Source organism: Halomonas heilongjiangensis (genome assembly GCF_002879645.1).
GTDB classification, from domain to species: domain Bacteria; phylum Pseudomonadota; class Gammaproteobacteria; order Pseudomonadales; family Halomonadaceae; genus Halomonas; species Halomonas heilongjiangensis.
This window is the reverse complement of sequence record NZ_PNRE01000033.1, coordinates 91255-114554: the sequence shown is the minus strand read 5'-3', so window position 1 is coordinate 114554 and position 23300 is coordinate 91255. Positions and strand designations below refer to the sequence as shown.

19 protein-coding genes and 1 pseudogene are annotated in these 23300 nt (G+C 65.6%); 10 read left to right on the top strand and 10 right to left on the bottom strand.

What is annotated here, in order from left to right:
* Positions 1–39: 39 nt before the first annotated feature.
* From C1H66_RS07315 to C1H66_RS07305, 3 genes are all read left to right on the top strand, one after another.
* Positions 40–1680 carry a BCCT family transporter gene (locus C1H66_RS07315; protein WP_170064113.1) on the top strand — a complete coding sequence of 547 codons (1641 nt, stop codon included), beginning with the start codon at positions 40–42 and terminating at the stop codon, positions 1678–1680.
* Between the two features lie 141 nt (positions 1681–1821).
* Positions 1822–2088, top strand: coding sequence for a DksA/TraR family C4-type zinc finger protein (locus C1H66_RS07310; protein ID WP_102627239.1), 267 nt, complete (start codon positions 1822–1824; stop codon positions 2086–2088).
* 101 nt (positions 2089–2189) lie between these two features.
* Positions 2190–3095 (top strand): DMT family transporter, encoded by a 906-nt coding sequence (locus tag C1H66_RS07305; RefSeq protein WP_102627238.1) that lies wholly within the window; start codon positions 2190–2192, stop codon positions 3093–3095.
* A gap of 136 nt (positions 3096–3231) precedes the next feature.
* On the opposite strand, the gene C1H66_RS07300 is transcribed toward C1H66_RS07305, so the two are convergent.
* From C1H66_RS07300 to C1H66_RS07270, 7 genes are all read right to left on the bottom strand, one after another.
* On the bottom strand, positions 3232–4512 hold the full coding sequence (locus tag C1H66_RS07300) for a dicarboxylate/amino acid:cation symporter (protein ID WP_102627237.1): 1281 nt from the start codon (positions 4510–4512) through the stop codon (positions 3232–3234).
* 324 nt (positions 4513–4836) lie between these two features.
* Positions 4837–6246, bottom strand: coding sequence for a sigma-54-dependent transcriptional regulator (locus C1H66_RS07295; RefSeq protein ID WP_102627236.1), 1410 nt, complete (start codon positions 6244–6246; stop codon positions 4837–4839).
* Positions 6236–7951, bottom strand: a complete 1716-nt coding sequence (locus tag C1H66_RS07290; RefSeq protein WP_240618241.1) for a transporter substrate-binding domain-containing protein — start codon at positions 7949–7951, stop codon at positions 6236–6238. The genes C1H66_RS07295 and C1H66_RS07290 overlap by 11 nt, the downstream gene beginning before the upstream one ends.
* Before the next feature lie 128 nt (positions 7952–8079).
* Complete coding sequence (locus tag C1H66_RS07285; RefSeq protein WP_102627235.1) at positions 8080–8922, bottom strand: carbohydrate ABC transporter permease; 843 nt, start codon at positions 8920–8922, stop codon at positions 8080–8082.
* Positions 8919–9806 carry a carbohydrate ABC transporter permease gene (locus tag C1H66_RS07280; protein ID WP_102627234.1) on the bottom strand — a complete coding sequence of 296 codons (888 nt, stop codon included), beginning with the start codon at positions 9804–9806 and terminating at the stop codon, positions 8919–8921. Before C1H66_RS07280 ends, C1H66_RS07285 begins: the two co-directional genes overlap by 4 nt.
* Positions 9807–9993: 187 nt before the next feature.
* Positions 9994–11301 carry an ABC transporter substrate-binding protein gene (locus C1H66_RS07275; RefSeq protein ID WP_102627233.1) on the bottom strand — a complete coding sequence of 436 codons (1308 nt, stop codon included), beginning with the start codon at positions 11299–11301 and terminating at the stop codon, positions 9994–9996.
* The gene (locus tag C1H66_RS07270; protein ID WP_370741324.1) at positions 11298–12530 is read right to left on the bottom strand and encodes an ABC transporter ATP-binding protein; all 1233 of its coding nucleotides are present in this window, start codon (positions 12528–12530) and stop codon (positions 11298–11300) included. Before C1H66_RS07270 ends, C1H66_RS07275 begins: the two co-directional genes overlap by 4 nt.
* A 188-nt stretch (positions 12531–12718) precedes the next feature.
* Between C1H66_RS07270 and C1H66_RS07265 the strand changes: the two genes are divergently transcribed.
* Both C1H66_RS07265 and C1H66_RS07260 read left to right on the top strand, forming a co-directional pair.
* Positions 12719–14305, top strand: coding sequence for a bifunctional GNAT family N-acetyltransferase/carbon-nitrogen hydrolase family protein (locus C1H66_RS07265; RefSeq protein ID WP_102627231.1), 1587 nt, complete (start codon positions 12719–12721; stop codon positions 14303–14305).
* A 4-nt stretch (positions 14306–14309) separates the two neighbouring features.
* Complete coding sequence (locus C1H66_RS07260) at positions 14310–15110, top strand: M90 family metallopeptidase (protein ID WP_102627230.1); 801 nt, start codon at positions 14310–14312, stop codon at positions 15108–15110.
* A gap of 13 nt (positions 15111–15123) precedes the next feature.
* On the opposite strand, the gene C1H66_RS07255 is transcribed toward C1H66_RS07260, so the two are convergent.
* Positions 15124–16383: a glycosyltransferase gene (locus C1H66_RS07255; RefSeq protein ID WP_102627229.1), complete on the bottom strand. Its 1260-nt coding sequence runs from the start codon at positions 16381–16383 to the stop codon at positions 15124–15126.
* 14 nt (positions 16384–16397) lie between these two features.
* Positions 16398–17330: a LysR family transcriptional regulator gene (locus tag C1H66_RS07250; protein ID WP_102627264.1), complete on the bottom strand. Its 933-nt coding sequence runs from the start codon at positions 17328–17330 to the stop codon at positions 16398–16400.
* A 111-nt stretch (positions 17331–17441) separates the two neighbouring features.
* Here C1H66_RS07250 and C1H66_RS22575 point away from each other — a divergent pair, with 111 nt between their 5' ends.
* Entirely contained in the window at positions 17442–18515 is a 1074-nt protein-coding gene (locus C1H66_RS22575) for a tartrate dehydrogenase (protein WP_146010696.1), read from the top strand.
* Between the two features lie 309 nt (positions 18516–18824).
* Here the strand turns inward: C1H66_RS22575 and C1H66_RS22570 are convergent.
* Positions 18825–19424 (bottom strand): annotated as a pseudogene (locus C1H66_RS22570) (class I SAM-dependent methyltransferase); the annotation flags it as partial.
* A 259-nt stretch (positions 19425–19683) separates the two neighbouring features.
* Between C1H66_RS22570 and C1H66_RS07240 the strand changes: the two are divergent.
* The 4 genes from C1H66_RS07240 (at position 19684) to C1H66_RS07225 (ending at position 23179) form a co-directional block, all read left to right on the top strand.
* On the top strand, positions 19684–20682 hold the full coding sequence (locus C1H66_RS07240) for a succinylglutamate desuccinylase (RefSeq protein ID WP_102627228.1): 999 nt from the start codon (positions 19684–19686) through the stop codon (positions 20680–20682).
* A 244-nt stretch (positions 20683–20926) separates the two neighbouring features.
* The gene (locus C1H66_RS07235; protein WP_102627227.1) at positions 20927–21697 is read left to right on the top strand and encodes an ABC transporter ATP-binding protein; all 771 of its coding nucleotides are present in this window, start codon (positions 20927–20929) and stop codon (positions 21695–21697) included.
* 53 nt (positions 21698–21750) lie between these two features.
* Entirely contained in the window at positions 21751–22452 is a 702-nt protein-coding gene (locus tag C1H66_RS07230; RefSeq protein WP_102627226.1) for an ABC transporter permease, read from the top strand.
* Between the two features lies 1 nt (position 22453).
* Positions 22454–23179 carry an ABC transporter permease gene (locus C1H66_RS07225; RefSeq protein WP_102627225.1) on the top strand — a complete coding sequence of 242 codons (726 nt, stop codon included), beginning with the start codon at positions 22454–22456 and terminating at the stop codon, positions 23177–23179.
* Positions 23180–23300: the final 121 nt, after the last annotated feature.

Sequence of the window (23300 nt, the reverse complement as noted above, 5' to 3'; positions counted from 1 at the left end):
CCTGACTATTCCATAAATTACAATAAGGAGAGGCATCTCATGAATACCACGAGCGACCCCGCGTCGCCTCCCATGAACAGCGATATGCAGACGGACTACGTCGTTGGCCAGGACAATATCGAAGGGCGACTGGGGCCCATCGGCTTCGATATCCACAATCGGGTCTTCATCGTATCGGCGCTTGCTTCGGTCGTCTTCATCGTCCTCACCCTGTTGTTTCCGGAGAGGGCGGGGAGCCTTTTCCAGTCCATTGTCGGTTTCTCTACCAGGACACTGGACTGGTATTTCATGATCGTGGTGGATTTCTTCATCCTGTTCTGTGTGGCGCTCGTCGTCCTGCCCTATGGGTCGGTCAGGCTGGGGGGTCCCGATGCCCGACCGGAGCACAGTTACCTGTCCTGGTTTGCGATGCTGTTCACCGCTGGCATCGGTATCGGGCTGCTGTTCTTCAGTGTGCTGGAGCCGGTCTATCATGCCAACGTCTCCTTGCCATTGGGCATTGCCTCACCGTTCGGGGCCGATGGCGAGCTGAATCCGGAGGCCATTCCCGCAGCAACCGCCCTGGGCCTTGCCGGCACCTTTCTCCATTGGGGCATCCATGGGTGGGCCGTCTATGTGGTCATGGCATTGGCGCTGGCCATCTTTACCTATAACAAGGGCCTGCCCTTCTCCATTCGTTCGGCGTTCTTCCCGATTCTCGGCGAGCGTGTCTGGGGCTGGTGGGGGCATGCCATCGACATCCTGGCGGTGTTTTCCACCTTATTTGGCCTGGCCACGGCACTCGGACTCGGGGCACAGCAGGCCAATGCGGGAATGAATTTCGTCTTTGGCCTGGAGATCAGCACCACCTTTCAGGTCATCGTCATCCTGCTGGTGACGGCGGTGGCCCTGGTGTCGGTCTGGCGCGGACTCGAGGGCGGCGTGAAGAAGCTCTCCGAGATCAATATGATCCTGGCCGTGTTGTTCTTCTTCTTCGTGCTGTTCGCCGGCCCGACCCTGGTGGGCCTGAACGGGTTCTGGACGGGGCTTTCGACCTACGTGAAGGAGTTCGTCCCCTTGTCGGCCCCCGTCGGCCGTGACGATGATGCCTATCGTCAAGCATGGTCAGTCTTCTACTGGGCCTGGTGGGTCAGTTGGGCACCGTTCGTCGGCATGTTCATCGCTCGGGTGTCGCGGGGGCGCACGGTGCGGGAATTCGTGATCTGTGTACTGTTGGTTCCCAGTCTGTTCATCTTCATCTGGATGGGCGTCTTCGGTGGCATCGCGCTCGATCAGCTCTATGCCGACCCTGCGGGCAGCCTGGTCAAGGACTACGTGATCGACAATTACAGCCCCGAGCTGTCGCTGTTCGGCATGCTGAATGAGCTGCCGCTGACGGGCCTGATGTCTACCCTGGGCATCACTCTGGCGTTGATCTTCTTCGTCACCTCGTCGGATTCCGGCTCCCTGGTGATCGATACCATCACGGCCGGTGGCAAGATCGATGCTCCCCGGCCGCAGCGGATGTTCTGGGCCACGGTGGAGGGATTGATCGCCATCGTGTTGCTGCTCGGCGGCGGGCTGTCGGCGCTTCAGGCCGGGGTGACGGCGACGGCGATTCCGTTCTCCATCGTGATGCTGTTGATGTGCTACTCCATCATCAAGGCGCTGAATGGCGAGCTGCGCCGCAAACCCTCCTGAAGGACGCCGAATGCGTCATTGACACGACGTGCTCCCCCGGGCCCGGCGAAACGGGACCGGGAGGAGTGGTCCTAACCGTTCGGATAGCCCAGACTGTCAGGATCGGTAGACGGCTCATCGAGAGCCGAAGGAGACGACATCATGGCTGGAGGTTGGTCGAGGGACGGTGCCGTGCAGGAGCAGATCGACAGCACCATCGAGGACGCGCTGCAGCGGGCGCGCAGCGAGTTACCACGGGGCGAGAGCCTGAAGCACTGCGAGGAGTGCGGCGACGAGATTCCCCAGGCCCGCCGCGAGGCCGTCCCGGGCGTGCGGCTGTGCATCGCCTGCCAGAGCGAGCGCGACAAGCAGCGGACCGCCTTCAGCGGCTACAACCGCCGCGGCAGCAAGGATAGCCAGCTGCGCTGACCTCATTAGCGTCCTCATCAATTGCCGCGTATCATCGGCCTCTTGTATGCAAGGCTCGAGAGCCCCGACCGTATCGGGGCTCTTGCACGTTAGAGGTCACCATGCCGCTGCTCACCTTCCTGCCCCCGCTCGGCGCCGTGCTGATCTGGTCGGGCAACATGACCATCAACCAACTGACCGTGGGCACCATCGCCCCCAGCAGCATCGCCTTCCTGCGCTGGGTACTGGCGCTGGCCGTGCTCACGCCCTTCCTGGCGCCCGTCGCCTGGCGCCATCGCGAGGCGATCCGCCGGGCCTGGCCCAAGCTGGCGGTGCTGGGTCTGCTCGGCATGGCCCTGTGGCAGGGCCTGGCCTACGTGGCCGCCGAGACCACCTCGGCCACCAACATGGGCATCCTCGCCGCCATGGTACCGCTGCTCACCGTGCTGCTCAGCGCCCTGATCCTGCGCGAGGCACCGAGCCTCGGCGGCACCCTGGGCGGCGTGCTGGCGCTGCTCGGCGTCGCCGTGCTGCTGGGCCGCGGCAACCCGCTCTCGCTGCTGGAGCTGCGGGTCGCCCTCGGCGATGCGCTGATGGTGGTGGCCGCCACCTGCTATGCGCTCTACGGCGTGATGCTCAAGCGCTGGCCCCTGGACCTGCCGCCCTGGGTGGTGCTCTACCTGCAGGCCGTCTTCGCCACCCTCTTCCTGCTGCCCGGCTACCTGATGGGCCCCATGACCCCGGTCGACGGCCACAACGTCTGGCTGATCCTCTACGCCGGCATTCCCGCCTCGATCGTCACCACCTTCCTGTGGATGCGCGCCATCCGCCAGATCGGCGCCAGCCAGGCCAGCATCTTCATCAACCTGATGCCGCTGTTCAGCGCCCTGATCGCCATGGCCTTCCTCGGCGAGCAGATCGCGCTGTTCCACTTCGTCGGCGGCGTGCTGGTGCTGGCCGGGGTGATCATGGCCCAGACGCTGACCCGGCCGCTGCGGCGGGCAAGCAGGGACTCCATCACCGATTAGGAAATCACCGCACGTGACGCCGGATGAGCAGGAAGGCGGCCAGCAGCGGAGCGATGCCGAGCAGGGTGCCGGATGGGTGCCAGGGAAGGTGAACGTGGGGGGATGCACGGCGTAACGTGCATCCCCCTTGGGTGAATCAGGCAGCGCTGGGCTGGGTGGCGGGGCGCGAACGGTTGTAGATGCTTTCGTCGAGTTCGTTTTCGCTCTTGCCGACCAGGACCGACACCATCAGGTCACCACAGACATTGACGGTGGTACGGGCCATATCCAGGATGCGGTCGATACCGGCGATGATCGCCAGTCCTTCCATCGGCAGGCCGACGGTTGTCAGCACCAGGGACAGCATGATCAGGCCCGCGCCCGGTACGCCGGCCGTACCGATCGACGCCAGAGTGGAGGTCATGATGATCAGCAGGTAGTCGGAGAACGCCAGGTCGACGCCAAAGGCCTGGGCGATGAACAATGCACAGACCCCTTGGTAGAGCGCGGTACCGTCCATGTTGATGGTCGCACCCAGCGGCAGTACGAAACTGGAGACCCCTTTGGAGACGCCCATTTCCTCCCCGGCGGCCTTGATGGAAGCCGGCAGGGTCCCGGCGCTGCTGGTCGTGGTGAAGGCCACCGCAGCCGGATTGATCAGGCCCTTGAGGTAGCGCACCGGATTCAGACGCCCCAGGACACTGACCAGGCCGGTATAGAACACCATCACGTGAATGACACAGCCGAGATAGACCACGGCAACCACCTTGATCAGTGGCAGCAGGATGTCCATGCCGTACGTGCCGGCCACCCAGGCCATCAGGCCGAACACGCCGTAGGGTGCCAGTTTCATCACCAGTTCGGTCAGCTTGTACATGCCTTCCGCCAGGCTTTCGAACACCTGCACCGCCGGCTTCGCCTTCTCACCGCACAGGTTCAGCGCAATGCCCAATCCCAGGGCGAAGACGATGATCTGCAGGATGTTGCCGGTCGCCAGCGCATCGACCGGATTCGTCGGAATCATGTTGAGCAGCGTCTCGACCAGGGTAGGCGCCTCGCCGGCGGCAGGCGCGCTGTCGGCCGCCGCCATATTGACGCCTTCGCCCGTTGCGAAGAGCGTGCCCATGCCAAGGCCGATGCTGATCGCGACGGCCGTGGTGCCGAGATAGAGCACCAGGGATTTAAGGCCGATGCGCCCCAGCTTGCGGGTGTCCTGCATCGAGGTGACGCCAGTCACCAGCGAGCAGAACACCAGCGGCACGATGAGCATCTTGATGGCGTTGAGGAAGAGCGTGCCGATCGGCTTCAACAGCTCGGCATCGGGGCCCAGAAGCCCCCCCACCAGCATCCCGAGGGCCATGCCGATCAGGATCTTCTTCCAGAGTGCCAGTTTGCTCCAGAAACCGGCACGAGGTGTCTCTAACGTTGCATGTTCCATTGGTTTTCTCTTCCGTTATCGTTGTGGTCAACCAGCCTGGGCGACAGGCGGCGGCGCAGCGGGCCAGTGAGTGGCCCGTCATAGCCCGATCCCAGACCGTCACTTGGCAAGAACAATGCCAGCCCACGAGAACAGAGGATAAGATATTGTTTTAAATAGATTAAATTGATGAGTGAATGACGGAGACGTCGACCGGGAAGGTATAACCAGGGGAATGGAACGGCACACCGACTCCTGAATATCAGCTATACTTTCAATGAGTTATAAAATAAAAAAACCAGGGTTATAACTATAACCCTGGTTATAGTGATCGATGCCAACTCATCACGACTGGGATTTTTTCAGTCGCTTGCTCAATGCCGGCTGGGAAATACCCAGCAGACGCGAGGCCCGGGACTGATTGCCCTGCGCCCGCTCCATCGCCTCGGCCACCAGCATATCCGCGACTTCCTGCAGGGTCGGCAACGGCTGATCGGGAGCGAAGAGGGGCATTGCAGGGTCCGCTTCGGACTCCAGTATCGCGCCTTCCTGTCCGACCGCCTGGCGAAACACATCCATTGACAGCACGCTCCCACGATGGCGGCCGAGGGCATCGAAACAGAGGGCGCGCAACTCCCTGACGTTGCCGGGAAAGGCATAGTTGCGTAGCAGTGCCACCAGCTCCTTGGGTACCGGAGGCTTGCTCCGGCCCAGGTCCTCGGCGGCTTCGGCGAGGAAGTGATCCAGTAACAGCGGGATGTCACCCTGGCGCTGACGCAGCGGTGGCAACTCCACCTGGTGAGTACGCAAGCGATAATAGAGATCCTTGCGGAACTCGCCGTCACGCTGCTTCTGGTCCAGGTCCTGATGGGTAGCCACCAGCACCCGGGCATGGATACGCTTGGGCCTGTCGCTGCCGAGGGGATAGTACTCCCCCTCCTGCAACAGCCGCAGCAGCTTTACCTGTGAAGCCAGGCTGAGATCGCCTATCTCGTCCAGCAACAGGGTGCCACCACCGGCCTGATCGATCATGCCCGCCCGAGCCTTGTCGGCGCCGGTAAAGGCGCCACGCTGATGACCGAACAGGGTGTCGGCGAAGATATTATCGTCCAGGCCGGCGACATTGACGCACACCAGCGGTCCACGGCGTCCGCTCAACGTGTGGATGGCCCGGGCGATCGCCTCCTTGCCGGTCCCGCTCTCGCCGGTGATCAATACCGGCTGGCTGCTTGCCGACACCGTCTCGAGGTACTGGAACACCGAACGCATGCCCTTGTCACGGGTAATGATGTCGGCGAACACCTCCGGCCGATCCAGCGTATCGCTGAGAAACCGCCGGCGCATCTCCAGGTTTTCCAGCCGCATTTCCTGCATGCGGATCGCCCGGTGAATGCCATCGAGCAGGCGGTTCTCCTCCGTCGTTTTTATGAAATAGTCATAGGCACCTAGGCGAATACAGTTAACCGCGGTTTCCAGTTGGTTCAGCCCACTGATGATGATGACGCCAATATCCGGGTGCTCCTCGACGATCTGCTGCAGCAACGCTTCACCGGACAGGTGTGGCATGGTCAGGTCGAGCAGCACCAGCCCGATCGGATTCTCGACGATAACCTGCATCGCGTCGCGGCTGTCCTGGCACTGGTAGAGATGGTTGATCCCTCCCTGAGTCTCCAATATCAGGCTGAAACTGCGTAGGAACGAGGCCTCGTCGTCGACCAGCAGAACGCCGAAGGCCGGATAGAGATTACTGCTCATTCGGTAAAGTTCCCGGATTGATCGGTAATGAAAGAACGGCGCGCGTCCCTTTACCGGGTTCGGAATCGTAATCCAGCGTACCACCATGCTCCTGTACGATACTCAGGGATACCGATAGGCCAAGCCCCATGCCGCCCTGTTCCCGGTTGGTGGTAAAGAAGGGATCGCTGAGCCGCGAGAGGTTTTCCGGTTCGATACCGCGTCCCTCATCCCGCACTTCGAGACGCAACAGTCCCTTGGCAGCCTCGTATTGTATTGTCACGGAGATGGCTTTATCGCGGGAGTCCAACGCCTGACAGGCATTGACGATCAGGTTGATCACCACCTGCTCGATTTTCTGGGCGCTGCCTCGGAATCGCGGTGCCGATTCGTCGTAGCGGACCCGGAAATGGTCGGTGGAATTGCGAATAGTGCTGTCGACCAGGCGGATGGCGGCGGCCACCACGTCATTGAGATCCACCGACTCGCTCAGGTCGACCGGCCCCTGCCGGGCGAAATCACGCAGGTCATCGACGATCCGACGGATACGCTGGGCCCCGCTGGAGATATCCTCCAACATCCTCGGTATCTCTTTTCTCATCCGGCTGTAGGGTAAGTGGCCAAGCACAAAATCGCCATGCTGCTGAAAAAACGCCTCGTATGCCTCCTCACTGTCACGCAGCACCTCCTTGAGCATCGACAGGTTCATCAGCACCAGACTACAGGGATTATTGATCTCGTGGGCAACCCCCGAGACCAGCACCCCCAGGGAGGTCATCTTGTCAGCCTGGATCAGCTTCTGCTGTTGGAGTTGCAGTTCCTGCGCGCGTCGGGCGACTTCGCGGGTGAGCATCCGATTCCAGATGACGATCCCCCCGAGCACCAGCAATAACACCGCCGATACCACTGCGGCACCCTGGCCGATCTTCTTCCATGCCACTCCCGACTTCTCGAGCGGGCCCAGCCACCGGTCATAGATCGCCTGCTGGCGTCCGGTATTCTTGAGAATCGCCAGGCCTTCGCTGAACTGAGCCAGCAACTCCTCGTTGCCCTTGACAACGCTGTAGCCGTAACGCCGCGCACCGAAGGTCCTGCCCACTGGCTCGATGTTCGAGAGTTCCAGCTCCCGGCCGAGATAGAGCCCCGGCAGGTTCGCCACCAGCGCATAGTCGTGCTTGCCGGATGCCAGCATCCGCAAGGCATCGGCGTGGGCCTCCGCCGGAAACAACTGGGCGCCAATGTCGTTCTGCAACATCAGGTCGTGCATGACGCCGCGCTCCTGCACGATCACCTCCTTGCCCCGAAGCTCCTGCAAGTCGGTGATAGACGCCTGCCCCTTGCGAGCGAAGATCGACTGGTGAACGATGGCATGGGGAGGCGCGAAATCGTACAGTTCGGCACGCTCGGGTGAATAGGCCATCCCCTGCACCACGTCGATTTCACCGGCCTCGAGGAGCTGGCGTATCTCGGCCCAGTTCCCCAGCCGAATCTCGACATCGATCCCCATCACCTCGGCGATCGCCCGGGTCAGGTCGGTGTTGTAGCCGTCCGGCTGCCCCTCCTCGTTGATGAACTCGTAAGGTGGGTAGTTGTGGTCGCCGCCGACGATGATGACGCCTCTCTGGCCAACGGCCTGGCTGCTGGCTGCGGCGTCCATGACGCCCGCCAGGGACAGGACCAGCCCGATAAGGCAGCCCATCACCCTGCGTCGCAAAAGAACAACCATTGCTCAGACTCCAACCGTGCCATCACCGGCAGCGCCATGGCGCTGCAGCAGTCCGGCGACAAGTTAACCGACTCCTCGAGTATTGCAAAGCCGACGACCTTGCCAGGGTCACCGTGCGTGACGACGGCTCAGCGTATCCCCGCGCGCAGGAACGACTGCACGAACTGGCGCTGGAAGAGCAGGAAGGCGACCAGCAGCGGGGCGATGCTGAGCAGGGTGGCGGCGCTGACGGTAGCCCAGTTGACGCCGGTTTCCGGCGCCGAGAAGATGCCGAGCCCCACCGTCAGCGGGCGGCTCTCCACCGAGTTGGTCACCACCAGCGGCCACAGGAAGTTGTTCCAGTGGTGGCTGATCGAGACCAGGCCGTAGGCCAGGTAGGTGGGCTTGGCCAAGGGCACGTAGACCTTGAGCAGGATCGCCATCCAGCCGCAGCCCTCCACCCTGGCGGCCTCCTCCAGCTCACGCGGGATGGTCTTGAAGGTCTGGCGCAACAGGAAGATGCCGAAGGCGCTGGCGACGTACGGCAGACCGATGCCGGTGATGGTGTCGACCAGCCCCAGGCCGCTGGCGATGCGGTAGTTCTCGACGATCAGCACCTCGGGGAAGACGAACAGCTGGATCAGCACCAGCATGAACAGGATGTCGCGGCCGGGAACGGGGAAGCGGGCGAAGGCGAAGCCCGCCAGGGTACAGACGACGAACTGCGCCAGCACCACGCCGGTGACCAGCAGGAAGGTATTGAGGTAGTAGCGGGCGAACGGCGCCTGGGCCCAGGCGTTGGCGAAGTTGTCCAGCGTCAGCGGCGCGAACAGGTCGAAGCGCACCATGTAGGCCGGCGGATGGAAGGCGGCCCATACCGCGTAGACGAGCGGGAAGATCCAGATGACCGCCAGCAGCCAGGCGGCGGTGGTCTCCAGGCTGGGCACCCGCATGGCGAGTCGTCCGGTCGTGGGGCTCGTGGTCTGGTTCATTGATAGTGCGTCCTGCGGTCGAGCACAGTGAACTTGAGCGTGGCCACCACCGCCAGCACCAGCAGGATCACCACGGTGATGGTGGCGGCGTAGGTGCGGTCGAAGAACGAGAAGGCGTTCTCGTAGACATAGTAGAGCAGCAGGTTGGTGGCGTTGTTGGGCCCGCCCTTGGTCAGGATGAACAGGTGATCGACCACCCGCACGGCATTGATCAGCGCATTGATCAGCACGAACAGGGTGGTCGGCATCAGCAGCGGGAAGGTCACCCGCCAGAAGAAGCTCCAGCGGCTGGTGCCCTCAAGGACCGAGGCCTCCTCGAGTTCGGGCGGGATGCTCTGCAGCGCCGCCAGGTAGAAGATCATGAAGAAGCCGGCCTCCTTCCACACCGTCATCGCGATCACCGAGGTGAGGGCCACACCCGGGTCACCCAGCCAGTTGATGCCGGACATGCCCAGCGCGCCGAGCAGCTTGTTGAACAGGCCGATCTGCGGGGCGTAGAAGAACATCCAGATGTTGGCCGCAGCGATCATCGGCAGGATGGTCGGCGTGAAGTAGGCCATGCGCACCAGGCCGCGCCCCGGCAGTCGGGCATTGACGAACAGCGCCATGCCCAGCGCCAGGGCGATGGAGGTGGGAATGGTACCCAGCGCATAGATCAGGTTGTTGCGCGCCACCCGCCAGAAGGTGCGATCCTCGACCAGCATGGCGTAGTTCTCGAGCCCGACGAACTCCGGCGGCGCCCCGCGAAAGCCGGGCAGGAAGAAGCTGTTGATGAGCGTCGCCACGGTCGGCAGATAGGCGAAGGTGCCGAGTAACACCGCCGCCGGCAGCAGCAACAGCGCGCCGTAGATCTGCATGCGTCGGTCGGCGTTGTGGATCACCATGGCTTGCCCCCGCTCCTCTTTGCCTCTCCTTGTTGAGTCCACGAAAGGAAGCGCTGCACAAATAGGCGAGCGAGATGAAGCGCAAGGCGCACGGAGCACAGGAACCGGAGCCTATGGGGTATAGGTGAGGATTCCGAGCACCGCGCAACGCAGCGATTCGCTCGCGCAGCCATTTGTCAGCGTTTCCTCAGCGGGAGCGCGCGTAGCGCCGCAAGGCCGCATCGGCCTCCGCCTGGGCCTGCTTGAGTGCCTCCTCGGGGCTCATCTGACCGGTCAGCGCCGCCTGCACGGCGTTGTCCAGCGCCCGGCGCACGCGGCCGCCCTGGTAGGTGGCCAGCTCCGCGGTGGCGTGCTCGAGCTGGTCGCGGGCCACCGCCGCCGGCGGAAACGCCTCGACGTAGTCGCGCAGCGCCTCGGTCTCGTAGGAGGCAGGGCTGACGCCCATGTAGCCGGTCTCGATGGACCAGGCCGCCGCACGCTCGGGATCGGTCATCCAGCGGATGAAGGTCATCGCCGCGCGCTGCTCCTCCTCGCTGCTGTCCTTGAACAGGTAGAAGTTGCCGCCGCCGGTGGGGCTGCCGCGCTGGGTGTTCATGGGCAGCATGGCCACACCGAAGTCGAAGGAGGCCTCGCCTCGCACCGCAGTGAGGTTACCGGTGCTGTGCCACATCATGGCGGTGGACTGCTCGAGGAAGTTCTGGCGCAGGGTGCCCCACTCGATGGTACCGTCGGGCATTGCCTCGTGCTCCTGGGTCAACGCCACCCAGTACTCCAGCGCCTCGATGGCGGCAGGGTCGTCGAAGTAGATCTCGGTGCCCTCCTCGTTCATCAGCCGATGACCGTTCTGGAAGGCGAAGGCCTGAAACATCCAGTAGGGGTAGCCGGTGGAAGGCACCATCACGCCCCACTGTTCGCCGCCGCTGGCCTCGCGCACCGCGGCAGCCATCTCGGCCATCTCCTCCCAGGTCTCCGGTGGTGTGTCCGGGTCGAGTCCGGCGGCCTCGAAGGCCTCCTTGTTCCAGTAGAGCACGATGGTCGAACGCTGGAAGGGAATACCATAGGTCTGGCCGTCGATCTGGCCGTTCTCCATCAGTCCCGGGTAGAAGCCGTCGAGCCACTCACGCTCCTCGTCGGTCTCGATGACCTCGTCGAAGGCGACGATGGCGTCCTGCTCCAGCAGGTCGAACAGGTCGATGGAGAACAGCACCGAGAGCTGCGGCGGGTTGCCGGCCTCGATGGCCGACATCGCCCGCACCCGGGTGTCGTCGTAGTTGCCGGCGTAGATGGCATCCACCGAGATGTCGGGATGCTCGGCCTCGAACTCGGCCACCAGGCCGTCGATCACATCGGTCAAGGCGCCGCCCACCGCCACCGGGTAGTACATCGTCAGTTCGGTCTGCGCCTGGGCGGGCAGCGAGCCGGCGGCCAGCAGGCCGGCCACGGCCAGGCCACTGCTCTTGAGCTTGCCCTTGGGGAATGAGTTTCGCGCGTTCATCGGTTAACTCCTGGAGAGTCGTTCCCTGCTTGAGTGGGCGAGGTCCGGGCCTCGTTTCTGTGCATGGATTGCTTCTGCGCCAGCCGGCCGGGGCCCGCGGCGAGGTCATAGCCCTGGAGTGCCAGGCGTTGCCCGTCTCCAGTACTGAAGAAGTGTGCCGCCGAGGGGGGCCATTGCAGCCGGCAGGGCGATCCCGCCCCGACCTCGGGCACGCCGTCGATCCGGGCCCGCAGCTCCTGGCTGCCGACCTTGAGACGCACGATGCTGTCGGCACCGAGATACTCCGCATCGATCACCTCGCCCGGTACGCCGGGCGCCTCAATGGGCAGGATGGCGATGTCCTCGGGGCGCACGCCCAGCAGGTGGCCCTTGGCCTCGTGGGAGGCGATGGAGCAGTGCGGCTCGCCGTCGATGACGGCGCCGTCGGCCGCGGCGGAGAGCGCCACCAAATTCATCGCCGGGCTGCCGATGAAGCTCGCGGCGAAGGCCGTGGCCGGCCGGTTGTAGAGTTCGCCGGGGGTACCGTCCTGGACGATGCACCCCGCCTCCATCAGGATCACCCGGTCCCCCATGCTCATGGCCTCGACCTGGTCGTGGGTGACGTAGATCACCGTCATGCCGAGTCGCCGCTGCAGGGCCTTGATCTCGCGGCGCATCTCGCCGCGCAGCCGGGCGTCGAGGTTGGAGAGCGGTTCGTCCATCAGGCAGATGGGGTGTTCGGAGATGATCGCCCGCGCCAGGGCGACCCGCTGGCGCTGGCCGCCGGAGAGCTGGGCCGGCTTGCGCGCGAGGTAGGCCTCGAGGTCGACGAGTCGAGCCACCCGGGTCAGCCGCTCCTGGCGCTCGGCCCTGGGCACCTTGCGGCTGCGTAGACCGAAGACGATGTTGTCGGCCACACTGAGGTGGGGAAAGAGCGCATAGGACTGGAACACCATGCTGATGCCGCGGTCTCCCGGTGGCAGGTCGGTGACGTCGCGCTCGCCGATGTGGATGCGGCCGGCGCTGGCCTGCTCGAGGCCGGCGATCATGCGCAGGGTGGTCGACTTGCCGCAGCCGGAGGGGCCGAGCAGGATCACGAACTCGCCGGGCGCCACCTCGAAGGAGATCCGCTCGACGGCCGTCTGCCCGCTCCAGGCCTTGCTCACCGCCTCTAGCCGGATTCGCTGGTGATTGTGCTTGTCGTCGTGCATGGCGTGCTCGTTACCAGGATGCCCGGGGAAGGGCGACATGCCGTTCACCTCGTCCTCCCTTGAACAGCGTAGCCGGTGATTCATCGGTTTGCGGGCATCTTCCATGCGCCGGGTGACAACCCGATGACGCCGTCATGGCGGCGACACGCCAGCCGGGGCATGACAGCCGGCGACTCTCACGGGCATGCTAGAATTCGCCCTTCACCCTGACCAGGAACCGACGCGTCATGTCCCTCGACGATCTGCATCTGAACCTGCGCAACCTGACCCCGGACGACTACCCGCAGCTCCAGGCGTTGATGGACCGGGTCTACGACGACATCGGCGGCGCCTGGCCGAGGCCCACCATCGACAAGCTGATCAAGGAGTTTCCCGATGGGCAGATCGTCATCGAGGACGACGAGATCATCGTCGGCGTGGCCCTGACGGCCCTGGTCGATTACGACACCTTCTCCAACCCGCACCGCTACGACGACCTGATCGGCAAGCGCGAGACCATCCTCAACGACCCGGACGGCGACGCCATGTATGGGCTCGACGTGCTGATCCATCCGGACTATCGCGGCTACCGCCTGGGCCGGCGCCTCTACGAGGCGCGCAAGGAGCTGTGCCGTTCGATGAACCTGCGAGCGATACTCGCCGGCGGGCGCATCCCCCAGTACCACGAGCACGCCCACGAGCTCTCGCCGGCCGAATACCTCGACAAGGTGGCGCGCAAGGAGATCCACGACCCCATCCTCTCCTTCCAGTTGGCCAACGACTTCCAGGTCAAGCGCCTGCTGAGGAAGTACTTGCCGGAGGACGAGAAGTCCCAGGGCTATGCCACCCTGCTGGAATGGAACAACATCCTCTTCGAGCCCGCCGAACGGGTGCTGGAGAACCGTCCCACCCAGGTGCGGGTCGGCGCCGTGCAGTGGCAGATGCGTGAGTTCGACTCGGTCGAGGCGGTGCTCCAGCAGGTGGAGTATTTCGTCGATGCGCTCTCCGGCTACCAGAGCGACTTCGCCGTCTTCCCGGAGCTGTTCAATGCGCCGCTGATGGGCCTGCAGGACCGGGCCACCCAGCAGGACCAGATGGAGGCGGTCCGCTACCTGGCCGGCTTCACCGAGCAGTTCAAGACCGAGCTGTCGCGCATGGCGGTCTCCTACAACATCAACATCATCGCCGGCTCGATGATCGAGGTGGGAGAGAACGACCGCCTCTACAACATCGCCTACCTGTGCCACCGCGACGGGGACATCGAGCGCCAGGCCAAGCTGCATATCACCCCCCAGGAGCGTCGCGACTGGGTGATCGAGGGAGGCGACGAGCTGCAGGTCTTCGATACCGATGCCGGCCGGGTGGGCATCCAGATCTGCTACGACGTGGAATTCCCGGAACTCTCGCGGCTGCTCGCCGACCAGGACATGGACATCCTCTTCGTCCCGTTCTGGACCGACACCAAGAACGGCTACCTGCGGGTGCGCCACTGTGCCCAGGCCCGGGCCATCGAGAACGAGTGCTACGTGGTGCTGTGCGGTAGCGTCGGCAACGTGCCCTCGATCAAGAACCTGGACATCCAGTACGCCCAATCGTCGGTGTTCTCGCCTTCGGACTTCGCCTTCCCCCACGACGCCGTGCTCTCCGAGACCACCCCCAACACCGAGATGATCATGTTCTCGGACCTGGACCTGACGCGGCTCACCGTGGTGCGCGCCGAAGGCTCGGTGACCAACCTCAAGGATCGCCGCAAGGACCTCTTCGACCTGCGCTGGCGTGACTGGTCATGGAAGTCCGGGGGCCGGCCACCCGGGGCGACTCTGGAGGAGGGCTGACACCATGCTGGGCCACCTGCGTCGCTGGCGAGCCAGGAGCTTCGAGGCACGCCACCCCTTCCCCGGGGAGGCCTGGCAGGAGGCCCGCTCGCGCCTGCCGCTGCTGGCGGCGCTACCCGACGACGAGGCAGGACGCCTCGGCCGGCGAGCCTGGCGCTTCCTGCATGCCAAGCGACTCAGCCTGCACCCGGAGCTCGCCGAGACCACCCCCTTCGACCTGCCCGCCCAGCTGGCGTTGGCCGCCCAGGCGTGCCTGCTGACCCTGGGCTGGAGCGAGATGGAACACGACGAGGCCTTCACCGGGGTCCACGAGATCCTGGTGCTGCCCGAGGCCTTCCGGCGTCAGGTCGAGGAGATGGACGAGTTCGGTGTGATGCATGCCTACGAGGATGAGCGTGCCGGCGAGACCTCCTCCCAGGGCCCGGTGGTGGTGGCCTTCCCCGACCTGATGGAGAGCGGCGACTTCAACGGCTTCAACGTGGTGATCCACGAGCTGGCCCACAAGCTCGACCTGGGCAACTCGCTCGACGTGGACGGCTTCCCTCCGCTGCCCCGCGACATCGACCCGCGGGACTGGCACCGGGTGTTCATGGGCGTGTGGGAGGACCTCCAGGCACGGCTCGAGCGCGGCGAGGAAACGCCCATCGACGACTACGCCGCCAGCCACCCCGGCGAGTGCTTCGCGGTGTGCTGCGAGCACTTCTTCACCGCCCCCGACGTGCTGCACCAGGCCTACCCGGCGCTCTACGATCTCCTCGCCCGCTACTTTCGCCAGGACCCGCTGGCGCGGCGGCCGGCGGACTGACGGGTCGGGCGCGCTACTCCTCCTGCACCAGATGCTTCAGCAAGCGTCCGCGATGACGCAGCAGCTGCCACTCGGCCCCCAGCCGGCTGCGCACCCGCTCCCAGCCGCGGTCGTCGACCTGGGCAAAGGGGGGGCGACACGCCATGGCCCGACGATAGACCACCAGGCAACGCTCGGCATAGCATGCCTCATCGAACGCCGCGGCGGTCGCCAGCGCCGCCTCGCCCAGGGGCGCCCGCCGCTCGACCCCGGCGAGATCGATCAGCGCCGCGGCCATCGCCGCGGCGTCGTCCTCGGCGAGCAGCCGCCCGTTGTGCCCGTCGACCACCACTTCGCACACACCGGGGGCCGCCACGGCTACCACCGGCAGTCCCGCCGCCATGGCCTCGGCCAATACCATGCCCTGGGTCTCGCTGTGGGAGGAGAAGGCGAAGACATCCATGGCATGGTAGGCATCGATCAAGGCCTGCCCCTCCAGCCTGCCGGTGAAATGGAAACGTGCGGCCACGCCCCGTACCGTGGCGATCTCCGCCATGGTACGGCGGGCCTCACCCTCGCCGACCACCAGGAAGTGCGCCTCGGGCAACACGGCCAGGGCACACGCGACCGCCTCGGCCAGGAACGCCAAGTTCTTCTCCCGGGCCAGGCGCCCCAAGTGGCCGACGACATAAGCCTCGGGCGCGATCCCAAGGCGCTCGCGCCGGCCGCTCCCGTTCCCCATGACGAAGCGCAGGGTATCGACGCCACTGGGTACCACGCTGATCTCCGGATTGGCGCCACGCTCGAGCAGCAGGTCGCGGATGCTCTCGCTGGGGGCGATCACCGCATCGCACAGGCGGGTGTACTCGGTGGCCAGGGCGATGGCGAAACGCCGCATGCGCGGCGAGTCACCGGGCACGTAGTGGGTGTAGTGTTCGTAGAGGGTGTGATGGGTGAACACCAGCGGCAGCCCATAGGTCTCCGCCACCCGAGCCGCGGTTCCCCCCAGCAGGAAGGGGTGATGGGCATGCACGATGTCCGGCTCGAAGGTCTCGATCTCGTCGAAGAGCTGGCCGGGCAGCGGTATCGGCAGCGAGAAGTCGCTGCCGTTGAAATGCTGCACCGCCGCCACCCGGACCACATCGGGCTCCTCGGCGGGTTGCCCCGCCAGGCGCGGCGCCACCACCAGCACCCGGTGCCCGGCGTCCTGTAGCCGGCGCTTCAAGCGCTGCACCGATTCGCTCACCCCGCCGACGATGGGCAGATAGGTATTGGTGAACATCAGCACCTTCACGGCGACTCCCCACTTCAGGCCGTCGCGGCAGCATCCGGCAGGCGCGGCACCCTGTTGGCCATCTCCTGTTCAAGATAGGCGACAAACGCCCGGATGCGCGCCGGCACGTGGCGCCGCTGCTGGTAGACCGCATGGAAATCGGCCCGTACCCCCCGCCACTCCGGCAGCAGCTCGACCAGGGCACCGCTGGCCAGGTGCGGGTGCACGTCCCACCAGGAGCGCAGGGCGATGCCGTGCCCGTCCAGTGCCAGGCCCACGATCACCTCGCCGTCGTTGCTGGCGAGCGGGCCGGCGACCTTCACCGCCTGCTCCTGTGCCGGGCGACCACGTCGCTGGAACCGCCACACGGCGAAGTCGCTGTCGTTCTCGCGCAGCAGCAGGCAGGGGCGGCCGGCCAGGTCGGTCGGGGTCGACAGCCTCGGCAAGCGCGCCACCAGGGCCGGCGAGGCACACAGCACCCGGCGGTTGGCCAGGATCCGCCGCGCCACCAGCCGCGAATCCGGTGGCTCGCCCACCCGGATGCCGATGTCGAAGGCCTGATCCCCGAGGCTCAGCGGAAAACTGGAGAGCTCCAGCCCCCCCACGATGCCGGGGTGGTCGCGGCAGAACGCGGAGAGCAGCGGTGCCACATGGCGGCGGCCGAAACCGAAGGTGGAGTTGATCCGCAGGGGGCCGGAGAGTTCGGCCTGGTGCTCGCCCAGGGTTTCCTCGAGCTCGAGCAACTCCTCGAGAATCGCGGCCCCGCGGGCCAGGTAACGCTCTCCTTCGGGGGTCAGGGTCAAGCGGCGCGTGGTGCGGCTGGCCAGTTCCACGCCCAACCGCCCCTCGAGCTGCTTGAGGCGCTTGCTCACCGCCGACAGCGACAACCCCAGCGCACGGGCCGTGGCGGTGAGGCTGCCGGCATGGGCCAGGTGCTGGAAGAAGGTCAGGTCGTCGAGCTGGGCCACGGCATCCTCCACTTTCACTCAACAATGGATTGCACTATAGCCCGATTATCTCCCCCCGATCACGGACTAGACTGGGGCTACCCGATCATGTCCACCCTCAGGAGACGTTTCATGTCCCATCGTATCGCGGTGCTTCCCGGCGACGGCATCGGCACCGAAGTGATGCCCGAAGGCCTGCGGGCACTCGAAGCCGCCGCCAGGCGCTTCGACATCGACCTGACCCTCGAGCACTTCGACTTCGCCTGCTGCGACTACTACCTCGAGCACGGCAAGATGCTGCCCGACGACTGGTTCGACCGGCTCAAGGGCTTCGACGCCATCTTCTACGGCGCCGTGGGCTGGCCGGAGAAGGTACCGGACCACATCTCGCTGTGGGGTTCGTTGCTGCAGTTCCGCCGCCGGTTCGACCAGTACATCAACCTGCGCCCCTGCAAGCTGCTGCCGGGCATCAAGAGCCCGCTGGCCGATCGCCAGCCCGGCGACATCGACTTCTACGTGGTGCGCGAGAACACCGAGGGCGAGTACTCCAGCGTCGGCGGGAAGATGTTCGAGGGCACCGACCGCGAGGTGGTGATCCAGGAGACGGTGATGACCCGCGTGGGTGTCGACCGGGTGCTGAAGTATGCCTTCGACCTGGCCCAGACCCGCCCTCGAAAGAAGCTCACCTCGGCGACCAAGTCCAACGGCATCGCCATCACCATGCCGTGGTGGGACGAGCGCGTGAAGGCGATGAGTGCGAACTATCCCGACGTCGACGTCGATGCGTTCCATATCGACATCCTGACCGCCAACTTCGTCATGCACCCCGACTGGTTCGACGTGGTGGTGGCGAGCAACCTGTTCGGCGACATCCTCTCCGACCTGGGCCCGGCCTGCACCGGCACCATCGGCGTGGCCCCTTCGGCCAACATCAACCCGGAAGGCAAGTTCCCGAGCCTGTTCGAGCCGGTTCACGGCAGCGCCCCGGACATCGCCGGCAAGGGGATCGCCAACCCCATCGGCCAGATCTGGTCCGGCGCCATGATGCTCGAGCACCTGGGCCACAAGGAGGCCGGGAAGGCCATCGTCGATGCCTTCGAGGCAGTACTCGCCGAGGCCGACCCGGCGGTGCTGACCGCGGATGCCGGCGGCCACGGGACGACCGAGACCCTGGGCCGCGCCATCGCCGAGCGCATCGCCGGCTGATAGCCGCCCCGTCACCGACGGTGCCCCGCCCGGTTTCACGGGCGGGGCACTGGCCCGTCGCCACACGCCCTCGAGGATCCCCACCTTGCCGGCGGCCAGGTTGTCGCGCAGGTTGCGCCCCATCTCGACGAAGGTGTCGCCGAAGATCAGCGCCGGCCCGGGTAGCGGTACGCGGCCGGCCTCCTCGCCTGCCTCCCGGCGGGTGTGCTTCTGCCGCCAGGCCAGCGCCGCCTCGGTCACGTCACGCACGCACACGGGCGAGAATCCCGCGCCCGCCAGGCTCGCCTCCAGGGCCTCGCGCCGCTGCAGATGGCTGGTCGCCGGGGTACGCGCCCAGGGCACCGGCAAGGCGAGCGGCTCGGGGTTGTCGCCGGCCACCACCTCGTGGAGCAGCACCCGCCCCCCGGGCACCAGCAGGCGGTGCCACTCGGCCAGCACGCCGGGCACGTCCGGCATGTTCATCAGCGCATGCTGGCACCAGATGGCATCGACGCCGGCATCGGGCAGCGGAGTGTGGGCCGCATCGGCACACAGGAAGCGGGTCTGCTCGGCCATGCCGGTGGCCGCGCTCAGCCACTCGGCCACCACCACGAAGGCCGTGGTGATGTCCACCCCGATCACCTCGCAGCCAACCTCCGCCGCCAGCAACCGGCTCGCCCCGCCGGTGCCGCAGCCCACGTCCAGCACCCGCGCGCCGGGCCCGAGTCTTGCGAGCGCTGCCAGCGAACGGCTGGCCGCGCGGCCCCCCAGGTGCAGCTGATCGATGCCGGCGATCGCCTCGAGGGTCAGACGATCCGGGTCGCAGCCGGCGGCGCGGAAGGCGGCCCGCAGTCGCCGGAGCAGGCCTCCACCACCGGCCACGGCGAGCGCATCATAGTGGGCGTTGAGGCGGCTGGCATGGTCGGTCATGGCGATGTCCTGGCGATTCGGGGCGCCGACAGTCTAGCCCGTCGGCGTGCCCTTCCCCATCGGGCAAAGGTCACAGCGTGATCCGCCGAGTTTCAATATCGCACCCGCGTTTTCACCAGACCGACCCCGGGGCTTGTGAAGCCGTCACGCCGTCAGTGAAGGTGTCGCCAGACCACACAAGACCACGACGGGTACTCCATGCACGCTATTCGACCATTCCATTGCGACCGGCGCGCCGAGCCGTCAGAGCGAGGCGACCATGCTGAGTGAGTGGATCGAATACAGCCTGGCAGGCGACCGGGCCACCGAGCGAGGCCGGGTACCCGGCGGGCACTACCGGCTGCTCGGCCCCGGCCTGCTCGAACTCACCCCCGACGTGCCGGCCGAATCAGCCCGGGCCTGCGTGCTCTCGGTCGGCATCCACGGCAACGAGACCGCGCCCATCGAATTGCTGGGCGAGTGCCTGGCGCGACTCGAGGCGGGGCTCATGCGGCTGGGCGCGCCGGTGCTGGTGGTCCTCGGCAACCTCGAGGCGATCCGCCGTGCCGAGCGCTACGTGGACACCAACCTCAATCGGCTGTTTCGCCGCGATATCGATGCGACGGGGATGGAGCCCGACCGGGCCCGGGAGCTGATGGCCGCCGTGGACGCCTTCCATGCCCGTCACGCCGGCCCGTCGCGCCGGGGCTCCCCCCTGCACTATGACCTGCACACGGCGATCCGCGACAGCCGCTACCCGCGCTTCGTGGTCAGCCCCTTCGCCGAGACCGCCGTGTCCCCCGAGCAGTGGCGCTGGTTCGCCGCCGCCGGCATTCAGGCGGTGCTGCACCAGCATCGCCACAGCTGGACCTTCTCCCACTACTCGAAGCACTATCATGGGGCCCAGGCCTTCACCCTCGAGCTCGGGCGCGCCCTGCCCTTCGGCCACAACGACCTGGCGGCCCTGGCCCCCATGGGGCGGCTGCTCGAGTCACTGGTCGCCGGACGCGAGCCGCCCACCGGTGACCCCGAGAGGATGGCCTTCTTCCGGGTGGAGCATGAACTGATGCGCGAGGCCGAGGCGTTCCGGCTCTGCTTTCCCGACGACACGCCCAACTTCACCGAGTTCGCCCCCGGCACCCTGCTGGCCGAGGACGCCCGGGCCGGCGACACCCGGGTCGGCGAGAGGCCCCTGCGGGTGGTCTTTCCCAATGCCAGGGTCGAGCTGGGGGCCCGGGCGGCCCTGCTGGTCAGCCCCGCGCCGGCACCGGAGGCCTGATCGCCAACCACCGGATCCTGTGGCCGAAATGCGTATCCGCAGACGAAAAAATTGAAAAACTACAACAATATGGAGAAAACATCATGATGATGAACCATCGAAAATCATACCAAAGTCGAATGCTGGCGCGGCAATGCACCGCTGCCGAATGCCCGACGGACTGTTAGAATCGCCCCCTTTTCGCGCCCCTCGCCCCCGCCGGCGCGTCGCCCATGGCGACCTTACCTGACCCGGAGCCCGTTCCATGGCCGATACCCCGATCCCGCTGGAAGTGCGCAACATCAAGAAACGCTTCGGCGACACCGAAGTCCTCAAGGGCCTGTCACTCAAGGCCCGCAAGGGGGATGTCATCACCCTGATCGGAGCCTCCGGCTCCGGCAAGAGTACCTTCCTGCGCTGCATGAACCTGCTCGAGCAGCCCGACGAGGGCGACCTGCTCGTCCACGGCGAGGAGATCCGTTTCAAGCAGACGCGGCATGGGCGCGAGCCCGCCGACTGGAAGCAGGTGGTGCGCATGCGTGCCAAGCTCTCCATGGTGTTCCAGAGCTTCAACCTCTGGGCCCACATGACCCTGCTCGAGAACGTCATCGAGGCCCCGGTCCATGTGCTCGGCAAGCCGAAGAAGGAGGCCATCGAGCAGGCCCGGGCGCTGCTCGAGCGTGTGGGGCTATCCGCACGCGCCGACGCCTACCCCGCCCAGATGTCCGGCGGCCAGCAACAGCGCGGCGCCATCGCCCGGGCGCTCGCCATGGACCCGGAGGTGATGCTGTTCGACGAGCCCACCTCGGCGCTCGACCCGGAACTGGTCGGCGACGTACTCAAGGTGATGCGTGACCTCGCCGCCGAGGGCCGCACCATGGTGGTGGTGACCCACGAGATGAGCTTCGCCCGGGACGTGTCCAGCCAGGTGATCTATCTGCACCAGGGCCTGGTGGAGGAAGTCGGTCCTCCCGCCGAGGTGCTCGGCAACCCGCAGTCGCCGCGCCTCAAGCAGTTCCTGGCGCCCAAATACTGAGGCATCGGCAACGATGTACACCTGCTGACACCCACGCACGGAAGGGAACCGAGATGTTCGATCTTCACGGCTATGGCCCGCGGCTGCTCGAGGGCGCCGGGGTCACCATCCAGCTGGCGATCCTCTCGCTGGCACTCGCCATCGTGCTGGGGCTGCTGACCGCCAGCGCCAAGATGTCGCGCAACTGGCTGCTGCACAAGGTCGCCACCCTCTACACCACGCTGATCCGCGGGGTGCCCGATCTGGTGCTGATGATGCTGCTGTTCTTCGGTGGGCAGATGGTGCTCAACCTCGCCACCGATGCCCTCTACGACCGCTTCGGCGTCGACTGGTACGTCAACCTCAACGCCTTCGCCGCCGGGGCGCTGACCATCGGCTTCATCTTCGGCGCCTACATGGGCGAGACCTTCCGCGGCGCCTTCATGGCCGTGGACCACGGCCAGATCGAGGCCGGCAAGGCCTACGGCATGAGCAACTGGCTGGTGTTCCGCCGCATCCGCTTCCCGCTGATGATGCGCCACGCCCTGCCGGGGCTCTCCAACAACTGGATGGTGCTGCTCAAGACCACGGCGCTGGTCTCGGTGATCGGCCTCTCCGACATGGTGCGCATCGCCGCCGAGGCCTCCCGCGCCACCCACGAGCCCTTCACCTTCCTGCTGCCGGTGGCCGCCATCTACCTGCTGATCGCCAGCGTCTCGGAGTGGTTCTTCGCTCGACTCCAGAAGCGCTACGACGTCGGCTTCGGGGAGCACTGACATGGACAACCTCACGACCTGGTTCAATGACCTGCTCGCCGGCAACGTCATCTTCACGCCCCAGACCCTGGGCTACTACTGGACGGGGCTGGTCACCACCAGCCAGCTGGTGTTTCTCTCCCTGGTGATCGGCCTGGTGCTGGCGATCCCGCTGGCCATCGGGCGCAGCTCGCGCCATCGCTGGATCAGCCTGCCGATCTACGCCTACACCTACGTGTTCCGCGGCACGCCGCTGCTGATCCAGCTCTACATCATCTACTACGGGGTGGTGTTCTTCGACGGCATCCAGCAGACCTTCCTGTGGCCGATCCTGCGCGAGGCCTTCTACCCGGCGCTGATCGCCTTCACCCTCAACACCGCGGCCTATACCACCGAGATCTTCCGCGGCGCGATCAAGGCCACGCCCCGCGGCGAGATCGAGGCGGCACGGGCCTACGGCATGTCCCAGGCCTTGATGATGCGGCGCATCATCCTGCCCAGCGCCTTCCGCCGTGCCCTGCCGGCCTACGGCAACGAGGTGATCTTCATGCTCCACGCCAGCGCCATCGCCAGCGTGGTGACGCTGATGGACCTCACCGGGGCGGCGCGCTTCGTCTATGCCCGCTTCTACGCCCCCTTCGAGGCCTTCCTGTTCGTGGCGGCGATCTACCTCTGCCTGACCTTCGCCATCCTCTACTTCTTCCGCTACCTGGAGAAACGCCTGCTCGCTCACCTGAAACCTGCCTGAATCGACGGCGTCAAACGAACGTTGGAAACGTCGTTGCCGCGGGCATTTCACCCCCGAAACGGCTGCGCTACATTCAGGTTCGACATCACCATCGCGTGCTAGAAACGACAACGAGGAACCG